This is a genomic window from Actinoplanes solisilvae, assembly GCF_003999975.1.
GTDB classification, from domain to species: Bacteria; Actinomycetota; Actinomycetes; order Mycobacteriales; family Micromonosporaceae; genus Actinoplanes; species Actinoplanes solisilvae.
The window spans coordinates 92,802-105,437 of the sequence record NZ_RJAC01000019.1 but is presented as its reverse complement, the minus strand read 5'-3'; the positions used below and the strand labels follow the sequence as shown (position 1 = coordinate 105,437).

The following is a 12,636-nucleotide window of genomic DNA, read 5'->3' as shown; positions in this document are numbered from 1 at the left end:
ACCGAAAAGCAATGTCAAGGTCAGCGCGTACGGGGTGCGGCGGTCGACGAGCGCACCGACAGCGTGGCCGCGGCGACCTCGGTCTGGGCGGCACTCTCATCGTCGAGCAGCAGCGCGACGGCGGCCTCACCCGAGCGGTAGAAGTCTTGCCGCACAGTGGTCAGTGGCGGGTGGCAATAGGCGGCCAGCTCGATGTCGTCGACGCTCACGATGGACACGTCGCCGGGCACCGCGCGGCCCTTCTCGCGCAGCGCCTTGATCAGGCCGAAGGCCATCTCGTCGCTGGCCGCGAAGACCGCCGTGACGTCGGGGATCATCGCGAGGATCTGGCCCTGGCGGTAGCCCGAGCGCGGCGACCAGTCGCCCTCGAGCGGCGGCGGCGCCTCGATGCCGGCCGCGGCCAGGCACTCCTGCCAGCCCTGCCGCCGCTGCCGGGCCTCGATCCACTCGTCCGGCCCGGCGACGTGCCACACCTGGCGGTGGCCGAGGTCGAGCAGGTGCTGCGTGGCCACGCGACCGGCTTCCCGCTGGTCTATTCCGAGCACGCGGGCGCCCGCGGTGCGCGAGCCGTCGACCGTCACCGTGGGGATGTCGCTGGTGATGTCTTCCATCTTGCGGGTCACCGAGATCAGCGGGACCGCGATCACGATGCCGTCGACGCCCTGGTCGGCCAGCTTGGACAGCGACCGCTCCATCTGGGCGGTGTCGAGGTCGGCGATGGTCGCGATGCTCACCGAATAGCCCGCCCGGCCGGCGGCCGCCTCGACCCCGGCGGTCACCGCGGAGCGCGAGTAGTAGCCACCGGACTGCAGCAGGACCAGGCCGATCGAGTGGCTACGGCCGGAGGAGAGCATCTTGGCCGCGTTGTTGAACCGGTAGCCCAGCTCGTCGACCGCGGCGAGCACGCGCCGCCTGGTCTCGGGATTGACGTTCGGCGAGTCACGGAGGGCCCGCGAGACGGTCTGCGCCGACACACCCGCGGTCCGCGCCACATCAGCCATGCTCGGCTGCCTGTTACGCGTGTTGGCCTCGGTCATCGACATGGTCCTCCGAACTTCGACGAGACCTGCAGCATACCGCCGTTGTTACTCATGGCATCGATAACATAGTCTCGCGGCGTGATCGAGCTGTCCCATCGCGCCGCACTCGCCTGGAACGATCGCGGGTTGTCGCGCCACGGCGTCCCGCACCGCATTCTCTCCGGCGCGCTGCACTACTTCCGGGTGCACCCCGAGCTGTGGCGTGACCGGCTGCGGCGGCTCGCCGACCTGGGTCTGAACACCGTCGACACGTACGTGGCCTGGAACTTCCACCAGCCGCGGCCGGACCGCGCGCCGCGTTTCGACGGGTGGCACGACCTGGAGGCGTTCGTCCGGCTGGCCGGTGAGGAGGGCCTGGACGTCATCGTGCGACCGGGACCGTACATCTGCGCCGAGTGGTCCAACGGCGGGCTGCCGAGCTGGCTCACAGGCCGCGACCTGGCCATCCGTACGTCCGATCCGGCGTTCACCGGGCCGGTCGAGCGCTGGTTCGACGAGCTGATCCCCCGGCTGGCCGCGCTGCAGGTGAGCGCGGGCGGGCCGATCACGGCGGTGCAGGTCGAGAACGAGTACGGCAGTTTCGGCGACGACCACGCCTATGTGCGCTGGAACCGGGACGCGCTGACCGCCCGCGGCATCACCGAACTGCTGTTCACCGCGGACGGGCCGACCGAACTGATGCAGGACGGCGGAACGCTTCCCGGCACGCTGGCCGCGGCCACGCTCGGATCGAAGCCGGGCGCCGCCCGCGAACTGCTGGCCCGGCGACGCGAGGGCGAACCGTTCCTGGTCGCCGAGTACTGGAGCGGCTGGTTCGACCACTGGGGCGAGAAGCACCACGTACGCGGGGCGGAGAGCGCGGTCGACACGCTCGAGGGGATTCTCTCCGACGGGGGCAGCGTCAGCATCTACATGGCGCACGGTGGCACGAACTTCGGGCTGTGGGCGGGGGCCAACTACGACCAGGGCCGGGTGCAGCCGACGATCACGAGTTACGACTCCGACGCGCCGATCGCCGAGGACGGGTCGTACACGCCGAAGTTTCACGCCATGCGCGCCGCCCTCGGGGCGACCGGGCCGCTGCGGGCACCTGAGCGGCTGCCCGTCCTGCCCGCCTCGCGGGTGCCGCTTATCCAGCGGGCCGGGCTGATCGCGGGGCTGCGCGCGGTACCGGCGACCGAGACGACCGGGCCGCTGCCCGCCACCTTCGAACAGCTCGGACTGGACGCGGGGATGGTGCTGCTGACGGCCCACCCCAAGATCCCCGACGGGGAGCACCAACTGACCCTGACCGACGTACGGGATCGGGCCTGGGTCTTTGTGGACGGGGAACCGCTCGGCGTGGCCTCGCCGTCGCTCACCCTGCGCGGAACCGGCGCGGTGGTGCGGCTGGAGATCGTGGTGGAGAACCTCGGAAGGATCAACTACGGGCCGATGGTGGGGCAGCACAAGGGGATCCTCGGCCCGGTGCTGATCGACCGGCGGATGGTGCACGGCTGGACCAGCCGGCCGATCGACCTGCCTTCGTGGTCCTCCTCGGACATGCGCCTCGCTCTCGGGGCCGGCTCTCCCGCCGCGGCCGGTTTCGCCGAGGCGACCTTCGACGTCGAGGAGCCGGCCGACACGTTCCTGGCCCTGCCCGGATCGGCGCACGGCGTCGTCTGGGTCAACGGCTTCCTGCTCGGACGCTACTGGGAGATCGGGCCGCAGGTCACGCTCTACTGCCCGGCGCCGTTGCTGCGCCGCGGCCCGAACGTGGTGACCGTGCTCGAGACCGACCGGCTGGGTAGCGTGCTGGAGTTGCGCGACCGGCCTGAACTGGGGCCCGCCGAGGAGTACGTGGAGGAGTTCGACTGAGCTTCACCGCGGCGACAGGGACCGTTGACCTCCTCCGGCAATCGTGACGCCGAAACCTCTTGTCGATCTTTTGGAGTGCACCGGCATGGGTCACGGCCACGATCACACCCACGACCACGATCACTCCGGCGGCGGGGATCTCCCTCCCGCTCTGGACCTCTCCGTCCCGGACGGCGAGCTGTCGCCCTCCGACGTCTCCCGCCGCGGCTTCCTGCGCGGTGCGGGCCTGCTCGGCGCGGGCGCGGCCGCCTCCGTGCTGGCCTCCCCGGCGGCTGCCTCGGCCCACGGCCACGAACACGGCCCCACCGGCGGCGGCTCCGACCAGGGCGGCTTCAAGTGGCTCGCGGGCGACCACCACATCCACACGCAGTACAGCTCCGACGCCCAGTACCGGGTGATCGACCAGGCCCGGCACGGCCGCGCGTTCGGCCTCGACTGGGTCGTCATCACCGACCACGGCAGCGTCGCACACGCCAAGATCGGCGTCGAGAAGGTCAACCCGGACATCCGCGCCACCCGCGAGGAACTGCGGGACCTGCTGACCTTCCAGGGTCTGGAGTGGAACATCCCGGCCGCCGAGCACGCGACCGTGTTCGTCGCCCCCAGCAAGCACGAGGTCGACGTCCTCAAGCAGTTCGAGCAGACGTACGAGGGTTCGCTGCTGCCCGCCACCAACACGACCGAGCAGAACGAGGCGGCCGCGATCGCCGGCATCAAGTTCCTCGCCTCGCAGGTCAAGGCGCGCAAGGTGGACGGCGCGCTGTTCCTGGCCAACCACCCGGCCCGCCGCGGCATCGACTCGCCGCACGAGATCCGCAACTGGCGCGACGCCGACCCGACCGTCGCCATCGGCTTCGAGGGTGCGCCCGGTCACCAGGCCGCCGGCATCCCCGCCCCGTACGGTCGTGGCGGCGCCCGCGGCTACTACGACAACAACCCGTCGGCTGCCTCGTTCCCCGGCTACCCGCTGGAGAGCTACCGCACGTGGGGCGGCTTCGACTGGATGACCGCGACCGTCGGCGGGCTCTGGGACAGCCTGCTCGCCGAGGGCAAGGCCTGGTGGATCACGGTCAACTCGGACTCGCACGTCAACTACCTCGACCAGTCGGACCGCGGCCCGAACAGCGACTTCGACGCCAACGGCCGCTACAACGACCCGGTCTACACCGGCAAGACGCTGACCACGGCGGGCGACTTCTGGCCCGGCTTCTACGGCCGCACCAACGTCGGCGCCTCGTCGTTCGGCTACAAGGCCGTCATGGACGGGCTGCGCGCCGGCCGCGTCTGGGTCGACCACGGCCGCCTGATCAAGGGCCTCGACGCCCGGGTCCGGGTCGCCGGCGACCGCCGCTCGTCAACCGGAACCCCGCTCGGTGGCGTGCTGCACGTCAAGCGCGGCACCACGACCGAGATCACGCTCGACATCGACCTGCAGGACGTGCCGAACTGGGCGCAGTTCGTGGCCAAGCTCAAGCGCGTCGACGTCATCGTCGGCACGGTGACCGGCCCCGTGGCCGACCGGGACGCGTTCACCGCCCCGAACACCAAGGTCGTCAAGTCGTACGAGATCTCCAAGACCAGTGGCCGCGTGTCGCTGACCTACTCGTTCGGGCGCCTCGACAAGCCGTTCTACGTGCGGCTGCGCGGCACCGACGGGAACCGCACCCAGCCCGGCCTGATGGGCGCGTCGGTGGACCCGTACGGCCCCAAGCTCGACGTGATCGGTGACGCCGACCCGTGGGGCGACCTGTGGTTCTACACCAACCCGATCTGGGTCCTGCCCAAGTGACGTTGTACCGCTCGGTTGCCGGCCTCTCGACCGTGGGGATCTCCCTCGGACATCGGGAGGTCGGCGCCGCCGATCACTGGATCCTCGCGCTCGACCCGGCGCCGTCCCTGGCCTGCACCCACCTGGTCCGTACGCCGTACCCGCACGTCGCGATCAGCCTGCTGGGCTCGTTTTCCGTCGACGTCCCGGCTGAACTGCAAGCCGCGGCCGATGCTGCCGCGTCCGACAAGTTCGGCCGTGCGGTCGTCTTCCCCGGATCCTCGTCGCTGACCGGTCGGCTGACCGTCGGTGAGATCGTTTCGGGGAGTGCGATCGACCGGGTCGAGGTCCTCGGCTCCGGGATGGCCGACCCCGACACGATCGTGGACACGCGGGACTTCGTACGCCCGCAATTTCGGTCAGGGAATCTCGTGCTGGTGACCATGCCGGCGGCCGGTGAGGTGCTGGTGCCGTTCGAAACGCGGGACCCGACCCCCTGCTGCGCGGACCACCCCTGATCACCTCTCTACGCTGGGCGGGTGTCCCGTAACTCGCTGCTGTCCAAGCTCGCCGACGCGCGGAGCGGGGTGATGCTCTTCAGCATCACCCCGCCGCGCCGTACCACCGCTCCCGAGCGGGTCAAGGAGATCGCCGAGGTCACCGTGAGCCGGTTGTCCGGTCTCAACCTCGACGGACTGATCGTCTACGACATCGACGACGAGTCCGACCGCAACCCCTACGAACGCCCGTTCCCCTACCTGCCGACGCTCGACCCGGCGTCGTTCCACGCCCAATACCTGGGCGACTGGGCGAAGCAGACGGTGATCTACCGCTGCGTCGGCAAGTACTCGGAGGACGAGCTGCGCGGCTGGCTCTCGGCCGCGGAGACCGACCGGGTGATGGGCGTCTTCGTCGGCGCGTCCTCAGGTGGCAAACCGGTGCAGACCTCGCTGCGGCGGGCCCAGCAACTTCACCATGACGTACGGCCTGAGCTGCCGCTCGGCGCGGTGGTGATCGGCGAACGGCACGCCCGCCACGGCGACGAGCATCTGCGCATGCTGACCAAGCAGGAACGCGGCGTCACGTTCTTCATCTCCCAGGTCGTCTACGACCTCAACGAGTCGAAGAACCTGGTCTCCGACTACTTCTACGCCTGCCAGGACGCGGGCATCACCCCCCGGCCGTTGATCTTCACGCTGTCGCTCTGCGGCTCGCCCAAGACACTGGAGTTCCTGGAGTGGCTCGGGGTGCAGGTCCCGCCGTGGATGGCGACCGAGCTACGCGGGTCGGCCGACCCGCTGGCCGACTCACGGCGCGAGACCCTGGCGATCGCTCGCGACCTGAAGGCGTACTGCGAACGCTTGGGCATGCCGTACGGCTTCAACGTCGAAAGCGTGTCGATCCGCAAGGACGAGATCGAGGCGACGACGTCGCTGGCGCGTGAGGTGGCATCGCTGCTGCGGGGGTAGGCGGTGGGGCGCGGTGTTGCGCGACACAGCACCGCGCCCGACCGGTTGCCGGGGAATTCGTTGCCCAGGCACAGGGTTGTCGCGATCATGACGACGATCGGATTCATCGGTAGCGGGAACATCGGCGGCACGGTGGCGCGGCTCGCGGTCGCGGCCGGTTACGACGTGGTGGTGAGCAACTCCCGCGGTCCCGAGACTCTCAAGGAATTCGCCGACGAGCTGGGCCCGTCGGCTCGGGCGGGCACGGCGGCCGAGGCTGCGGTGGCGGGCGACATCGTGGTGGTGAGCGTGCCGTTCAAGGCGTTCGGCCAGCTGCCGGTCGCCGAGCTGGCCGGCAAGGTCGTGCTCGACACGAACAACTACTACCCGCAGCGCGACGGCCACTTCGAGGCGCTCGACAAGGGTGAGCTCACGAGCGCGCAGCTCGAACAGCAGGCGCTCGGCACGGCCCGCGTGGTCAAGGTCTTCAACAACCTCTACTGGGAGCACCTGCTGACGCTGGCCCGCCCGGCCGGCGCGCCCGACCGCTCCGCGCTCCCCATCGCCGGTGACGACGCGGACGCCAAGCAGACCACGACGGAGTTCCTCAACGCGATCGGCTACGACACGGTCGACGCCGGGACGCTGGCCGACAGCTGGCGGCAGGAGCCGGGCACCCCGGTCTACGGCCCGCCCTACGGCACCTACGGCAACCCTGTCGGCACCCCGGCAAGTGCCGACAAGATCCGCGAGGCCTTGGCCGAAGCCAAGCGCTGACCGGTCAACCTCAATCGATCGTGCCCGGCTTGGCGAGCCACCGAGTCGGTTGGCCCGTAGCCGCGGCGACCGACTCGAAATCGGCGTCGTAGTGAAGTAGCTCCAGGCCATGTTGCTTGGCGGCCGCCGCTGTCAACAGGTCGACGGGGCCGGCTGACCTCTGAGGGCCGAGGTCGGTCAACGTGTGCTGGACGACGGCCGCGTCTTCGAAGACGCGTTCGGGCATGACCACCCAGCTGAACGTCGTGCGCAGCAGGCTGATCTGATGCTCGCGATCGGCTTTCGATCTGGCTGAGAAGAGATGCTCGAGCTCGGTGATGGGGCAGACGGCCACTGTCCCGTCACCGATGATTTCCTGGCACTGACGCAGAACCTCCGGACTGCGGAGGATGCGGATCACGGCGCTGGTGTCCGCGAGGAACCGGACGTGGCTCATCGGCGATAACGCTTGCTGAGAAGCTCGTCGAACTGACCGGTCTTGGCGATCTCCGCCAACTCTGCCAATGCCTTCAGCCGACGCTCCCTCGCCACAGCCTCGCGAAGCGCCGTGGCGATGGTGTCTTCGTCAGTCTTGGTGCCGAATTCACGTGCGGCTTCGGCCAACGCATCGGCGTCCACCTCGACGCGGACCCTCTTCATCAGTATCTCCATCTGCCCACTTCCTTCACCGTACCCGATGGATGTCACTTGCCCAGTTGGCATGGAGCAAGACTAGTCATGCGCCATCAAGGTTGCAAAAATAGGAACGAGCCAGATTTAGGATCCATGAAGCGCGATCCGATTCGGCCCTTACGGCGTCGGCCTGACCCCCGTCCGATCGGCCCGCACAGCGTTTGAGAGCGCTCTCTCACCGTTCGGGATGATGGGACGAAATCCTGCCGTAGGGTTGCCGAAGGCGGGGTTCGGGCTGCGACGATGGCGGCGTGCTGGTTGCTTTCTCTGTGACGCCGCTCGGCGTCGGTGACTCCGTCGGTGATCTCGTGGCCGAGGCGGTGCGTGTCGTGCGCGCCTCCGGGCTGCCCAATCAGACCGACGCCATGTTCACCACGATCGAGGGCGAGTGGGACGAGGTGATGGCCGTCGTCAAACAGGCCGTCGACGCGGTCGCGGCCAAAGCGCCGCGGGTCAGCGTCTCGATCAAGGCCGACGTACGGCCGGGTGTGACCGATGCGCTCACCGCCAAGGTGGAGCACATCGAGCGGGCGTTGCGCGAGTGAGACGCCTGGTGATGTGGGACGTCGACTACACGCTGCTGCGCGGCGGCGGGGTCGCGTCGACCGCGTGGCGGGCCGCGTTCATCGAGCTGACCGGCGTGCCCTGGCGCGAGACGCCGTCCTTCGGCGGGCGAACCGACCTGGACATCTGCGCCGAGGTCTTCGCGACGCACGAGGTCACCGACTGCACGCCGGAGCGGTTCTTCCGGCGCTACGTGGACGAGGTGCTGCGCAACCGGCATCAGTTCGCCGAGCAGGGCGAGCTCATGCCGGGCGTACGGGATGTGTTGTCCCGCCTCGGCGACGACCCGCGCGTGGTGCAGACGCTGGTGACCGGCAACGTGCCCGAGGTCGCGGCGGCGAAGGTGGCCGCGTTCGAGCTCAGCGGATCGTTCGACGCCGAGGTCGGCGGCTACGGCACCGACGACAGCGTGCGCGCGACCCTGGTCAAACGCAGCCTGGAACGCGCCGAGGCCAAATATGGCGAACGGTTCCAGCCGGTGGTCGTCGGCGACACCGTGCATGACGTGACGGCGGCCCTGGCGAACGGCGCCTTCGCCGTGGCCGTGGCGACCGGCGCGACGACGATGGCCGACCTCGCGCTGGCCGGCGCCCACGCCGTGCTCCCCGACCTGTCCGACGTGGACGCCACCGTACGCATCCTCACCGCGGCCTGACCTTCGCGCCTCTCAGGGCACGCGGAACTCGGGCGGGAAGCCTGTCCAGCGCAGCTCGGCCGGCAGGTGGGTGAGGTCGTTGAAGACGAGCGGGACGACCGGGCGACCGGGACTCCACCACAGCACGGTGAGACCGGTGTTGCACGAGTTCAGCACGGACCAGCGGTCGGCCGGCGCGGCGAGAACGGCCCGCAGGAACCAGCCGATCTGGAACATGTGGGTGATGCACAGCTCGTCGGCCGGCGGGTCGGTGAAGCGCGCGACCAGCGCCTCGGCGGCGGCCGGATCGTCGCCGGGGTCGGAGTCGGTCAGCTCGGCGGCCGCCTCGACCGTGACACCCGGCAACGACCGCGCGACGATCGCCGCGGTCTCGGCCGCGCGGGCCAGCGGGCTGTGGCTGACCCGGGTGATGCCCGCCCCGGCCAGGCGCTCGCCGAGCAGCGCGGCCTGGCGCCGCCCGGCGTCGGTCAGCCCCATCCCGCCGGGCTGCGCCTCAGCGTGCCGGGCGAGATAGAGGCGGCTCATCAGGTCGGGCTGACGGGGTTGGGGACGGCACCGCCGAAGCGACGGTCGCGGCTGGCGAACAGCTCGCACGCATACCACAGGTGGCGACGGTCGAAGTCGGGCCAGAGGGTGTCGAGGAAGACCATTTCGGCGTACGCCGACTGCCAGAGCAGGAAGTTCGACGTACGTTGCTCGCCGGAGGGCCGCAGGAACAGGTCGACCGCGGGAACCTCGGGGTGGTAAAGGTATTTCTCGATCGTCTTCTCGGTGACCTTGTCGGCCTTCAGCTTGCCGGCGGCCACGTCGCGGGCGATCGCGGCGGCGGCGTCGGCGATCTCGGCCTGGCCGCCGTAGTTGACGCAGAACTGCAGGGTGAGCGTCTTGTTGTTCTTCGACATCTCTTCGGCCGTCTGCAGCTCGGAGATGACGCTCTTCCACAACCGGCCGGCGCGGCCCGACCAGACGACGCGCACGCCCAGGTCGACGAGCTCGTCGCGGCGGCGGCGGATGACGTCGCGGTTGAAGCCCATGAGGAAGCGCACCTCTTCGGGGGAACGCTTCCAGTTCTCGGTGGAGAAGGCGTAGACCGAGAGGTACGGGATGCCGAGCTCGATGGCGCCCTCGATGGTGTCGAACAGCGAGTGTTCGCCCTGCTCGTGACCCTTGGTGCGGGACAGGCCGCGCTCCTTGGCCCAGCGACCGTTGCCGTCCATCACGATCGCCACGTGCTGCGGGATCGCCGCCTTGGGCAGTTCGGGCGGCGTGGCGCCGGAGATGTGCGGAGTGGGTGGACGCGGCGTCATGGGTTGTTGTTCTGCTTCCTGTTTGTTGCTCACATCTGCTCAGAGCAGGGTGAGGCATTCGGATGGTTCGCTCTCCGCCCGCCGTTTGCACGGTGGGCTGGAGTCCGGGAGCGGCAGTCTGCTCCGACGGCGATCGGTCCGTTCTTGCACGATCTGCTTCACCACGTGGTGTGGGGTGTGCAGGGTGATGTCGGGATCACCATGTCGTTGCAGGACGTTGATCGCGGCGTTCACGTCTGCCTGCCACACGACCCTGCACATGGTGCAGTGAAGACTGTCGCCGGAGCGTTTTCCGAGGGATCCGCACTGGTGACAGGCTTGTGAGGTGTAGGCGGCGTTGACGTGGACGAGCGCAGAACCTCTGCGCTCCGACACGTTCTTGAGTGCCTCGGCGGTGACCCCTTTGGTCCACCCGGCGAGGCGACGGTTGATGTTTCTGCCGAGCGGTTTACGCCCGGCGAACGTCTTGGTGAGGTCCTCGGCGACCACGACGACGGCCTTGTCGACTACCCGGTGAGCGGCGGTGAAGATCTCGGAGCGGACCCGGGCCTGATGCGTGGCGGCCTGCCGGTCGCGTTTGACGGTGCCGAGGTTGTTGCGGTTGATCCGGTCGGCCTTGGCGTGGTCGCCGCGCAGGGCGGCGGAGTTATGGACCGAGCGGAGTTTCGCTCGGTGGCGGTTGCGTTCCTTGAGCCGGTCGGACTCGGCGGTCAGCAGCGTGCCGAGGTTTACGCCGTGGTGGTTGCCGTCGGAGTCCGTAAGGGCTTCGGTGTAGCCCTTGTCCACGCCGAGGGTGGCGGTACCGCAGGGCCGCTGCGAGCTGGGCATGGTGGCGGCGTCGATCTGGTAGTGGATCTCGACTTTGCCGCCGCGCAGGATCAGCCGCAGCGTGCCGGTCGGGGCGACCGTGGTGTTCAGCGGGATTTTCACCAGCTGGCGGCGTTGCAGGCCCGGTACGGCCAGCCACAAGCGACCGCGGTCGTCGGCGCGGGTGTTGTGCTGGTCGGCCCGCACAATGATCTGATTCGTGGTCCGGTTGTGGCCGCGTCGCCAGTGCCGACGCATCTGCCGGGCCAGGAAAGGATCCGCCGGCCAGGTGCCGGCCTTCAGCGCGGTGAACATGCGCTTACGCTCGGCTTGTTCGGTGGCGCGGCGGTGCACGGCCTGTTGACCCCGATCATCGCGGCCTCGCGATGCGCGGCGATGTCAGCCATCGCGTCGCGGACCGTTTCTTTCCACGCGTTGGCGAGGACCCCGAACTGGTGGTGGGTGCCGACGGTCAGCCACCGATCGCGGACCTGCCGGTCCGACAGCGCGGCCCCGGCTACCGAGCCGTACCGCTGCCACACCTGCGACCGGACCCGGCCCAGACGGCGGGCCTGCTCGACTAAGGCGGCGTACTTGCCAGGGTTGAGCCGGCGCGAGTACGCCACCCTGGTTACCTTCATGTACATGAGCGTACAGGAAGGCAGGTGAGGTAGGTTACATGCATGAGCACCGACACGAACTCGAACGAACTCAGCATTGCGGACACCCGCGCCCAACTGGCCTACGTAGTGAACGCCGCCGCAGTCCACGGACAGATCACCTATCTGACCAACCGCAGCCGGCGAGTCGCCGCCATCGTCCCCCTGGCGATCGCTGAGAAAGCCGAGCGAGAAAGCCGGATCACACCTTGAACCCGTCCGCAGCGAACAGCCCCGGACAGGTTCAAAAAAGGAAACAACCACTAGTCACACCTCCCGTCGATCAACCAGCGGGAGCGAGCGCAGCGCCCGCTCCATGTGCCATTGCAGATGGGCGGCGACCAGGCCGCTGCACTCGCGGCGCACAGGCGGCTCGGTCGCGTCGGCCGTCGCCCAGTCGCCGACCGTCAAAGCGTTCATGAGGCCCAGCGTCGCCGGGCTCGGGTGGGCCGAGCCGGGCGGACGGCAGTCGGGGCAGACCGCGCCGCCGGCCGGGACCGAGAAGGCCGCGTGCTGCCCCGCGGTGCCGCAGACGGCGCACTCGGCGACCGCCGGTGCCCAGCCGGCCACCGACATGGCGCGCAGCAGATAGGCGTCGAGGACCAGGCCGCCCGCGTGCTCGCCGACGGAGAGAGCCTTGAGGGCGCCCAGGGTGAGCTGGAACAGGCGCAGCGAGGGCTCGCGCTCGACCGGGGTGAGCCGCTCGGCCGTCTCGGCGATGGCGCTGGCGGCCGTGTAGCGCGGGTAGTCGCCGAGGAACTGTTTGCCGTAGAGGGCGACGGCCTCGACCTGGCTCACCGAGTGGAGCGCGCTGCCGACGCCCTCGGGCGAGCCGGCGAGCTGCAGGTCGATGTGGCCGAACGGCTCGAGCCGGGCGCCGAAGCGTGACGTGGTGCGCCGCACGCCGCGGGCGACCGCGCGCAGGCGGCCGTGGCGGCGGGTCAGCAGCGTGATGATGCGGTCGCTCTCGCCCAGCTTTTGCACGCGCAGGACGACCGCGTCGTCGCGGTAGAGATGGCGGCGGTATCCGGGCACCACGCCATTCTGCCCCTCGGGTGCGACAGGCTCCTCCCTCGGGGGAC

The 12,636-nt window shown here is 69.4% G+C and carries 16 protein-coding genes; 8 read left to right on the top strand and 8 right to left on the bottom strand.

Annotation, left to right across the window (positions count from 1 at the left end):
* Positions 1-20: 20 nt before the first annotated feature.
* Entirely contained in the window at positions 21-1,037 is a 1,017-nt protein-coding gene (locus tag EER30_RS34585; protein WP_127504930.1) for a LacI family DNA-binding transcriptional regulator, read from the bottom strand.
* 81 nt (positions 1,038-1,118) lie between these two features.
* On the opposite strand from EER30_RS34585, the gene EER30_RS34580 reads away from it, so the two are divergent.
* From EER30_RS34580 to EER30_RS34560, 5 genes are all read left to right on the top strand, one after another.
* Entirely contained in the window at positions 1,119-2,897 is a 1,779-nt protein-coding gene (locus tag EER30_RS34580) for a glycoside hydrolase family 35 protein (protein WP_127504929.1), read from the top strand.
* Between the two features lie 85 nt (positions 2,898-2,982).
* On the top strand, positions 2,983-4,686 hold the full coding sequence (locus EER30_RS34575; protein ID WP_127504927.1) for a CehA/McbA family metallohydrolase domain-containing protein: 1,704 nt from the start codon (positions 2,983-2,985) through the stop codon (positions 4,684-4,686).
* Between the two features lie 32 nt (positions 4,687-4,718).
* Complete coding sequence (locus EER30_RS34570) at positions 4,719-5,183, top strand: hypothetical protein (RefSeq protein ID WP_240670479.1); 465 nt, start codon at positions 4,719-4,721, stop codon at positions 5,181-5,183.
* Between the two features lie 21 nt (positions 5,184-5,204).
* Positions 5,205-6,134 carry a methylenetetrahydrofolate reductase gene (locus EER30_RS34565; RefSeq protein ID WP_127504923.1) on the top strand — a complete coding sequence of 310 codons (930 nt, stop codon included), beginning with the start codon at positions 5,205-5,207 and terminating at the stop codon, positions 6,132-6,134.
* An 87-nt stretch (positions 6,135-6,221) separates the two neighbouring features.
* On the top strand, positions 6,222-6,890 hold the full coding sequence (locus tag EER30_RS34560; RefSeq protein WP_127504921.1) for an NADPH-dependent F420 reductase: 669 nt from the start codon (positions 6,222-6,224) through the stop codon (positions 6,888-6,890).
* 10 nt (positions 6,891-6,900) lie between these two features.
* Here the strand turns inward: EER30_RS34560 and EER30_RS34555 are convergent, their stop codons facing one another.
* Positions 6,901-7,326, bottom strand: a complete 426-nt coding sequence (locus EER30_RS34555) for a PIN domain nuclease (protein ID WP_127504919.1) — start codon at positions 7,324-7,326, stop codon at positions 6,901-6,903.
* The gene (locus EER30_RS34550) at positions 7,323-7,541 is read right to left on the bottom strand and encodes a DUF2191 domain-containing protein (protein ID WP_205650543.1); all 219 of its coding nucleotides are present in this window, start codon (positions 7,539-7,541) and stop codon (positions 7,323-7,325) included. Before EER30_RS34550 ends, EER30_RS34555 begins: the two co-directional genes overlap by 4 nt.
* Before the next feature lie 272 nt (positions 7,542-7,813).
* Here EER30_RS34550 and EER30_RS34545 point away from each other — a divergent pair, with 272 nt between their 5' ends.
* Positions 7,814-8,107 carry an MTH1187 family thiamine-binding protein gene (locus EER30_RS34545; RefSeq protein WP_127504917.1) on the top strand — a complete coding sequence of 98 codons (294 nt, stop codon included), beginning with the start codon at positions 7,814-7,816 and terminating at the stop codon, positions 8,105-8,107.
* Positions 8,104-8,781 (top strand): HAD family hydrolase, encoded by a 678-nt coding sequence (locus tag EER30_RS34540; RefSeq protein WP_240670478.1) that lies wholly within the window; start codon positions 8,104-8,106, stop codon positions 8,779-8,781. The genes EER30_RS34545 and EER30_RS34540 overlap by 4 nt, the downstream gene beginning before the upstream one ends.
* 12 nt (positions 8,782-8,793) lie before the next feature.
* On the opposite strand, the gene EER30_RS34535 is transcribed toward EER30_RS34540, so the two are convergent.
* From EER30_RS34535 to EER30_RS48110, 4 genes are read right to left on the bottom strand one after another with little or no spacing between them, the layout of a single operon-like run.
* The gene (locus EER30_RS34535) at positions 8,794-9,306 is read right to left on the bottom strand and encodes a histidine phosphatase family protein (protein ID WP_127504915.1); all 513 of its coding nucleotides are present in this window, start codon (positions 9,304-9,306) and stop codon (positions 8,794-8,796) included.
* A complete protein-coding gene (locus tag EER30_RS34530) occupies positions 9,306-10,088 on the bottom strand; it encodes an isoprenyl transferase (RefSeq protein ID WP_127504913.1) in 783 nt (260 codons plus the stop codon). The genes EER30_RS34535 and EER30_RS34530 overlap by 1 nt, the downstream gene beginning before the upstream one ends.
* Positions 10,089-10,127: 39 nt before the next feature.
* Positions 10,128-11,210, bottom strand: a complete 1,083-nt coding sequence (locus EER30_RS34525; RefSeq protein WP_205650542.1) for an RNA-guided endonuclease TnpB family protein — start codon at positions 11,208-11,210, stop codon at positions 10,128-10,130.
* Complete coding sequence (locus tag EER30_RS48110) at positions 11,195-11,536, bottom strand: hypothetical protein (protein WP_205650541.1); 342 nt, start codon at positions 11,534-11,536, stop codon at positions 11,195-11,197. The genes EER30_RS34525 and EER30_RS48110 overlap by 16 nt, the downstream gene beginning before the upstream one ends.
* A 42-nt stretch (positions 11,537-11,578) precedes the next feature.
* Here EER30_RS48110 and EER30_RS34520 point away from each other — a divergent pair, with 42 nt between their 5' ends.
* Positions 11,579-11,767, top strand: coding sequence for a hypothetical protein (locus tag EER30_RS34520; RefSeq protein ID WP_127504911.1), 189 nt, complete (start codon positions 11,579-11,581; stop codon positions 11,765-11,767).
* Between the two features lie 54 nt (positions 11,768-11,821).
* Here EER30_RS34520 and recO read toward each other — a convergent pair whose 3' ends face one another.
* On the bottom strand, positions 11,822-12,589 hold the full coding sequence (recO, locus tag EER30_RS34515) for a DNA repair protein RecO (RefSeq protein ID WP_127504909.1): 768 nt from the start codon (positions 12,587-12,589) through the stop codon (positions 11,822-11,824).
* Positions 12,590-12,636: the final 47 nt, after the last annotated feature.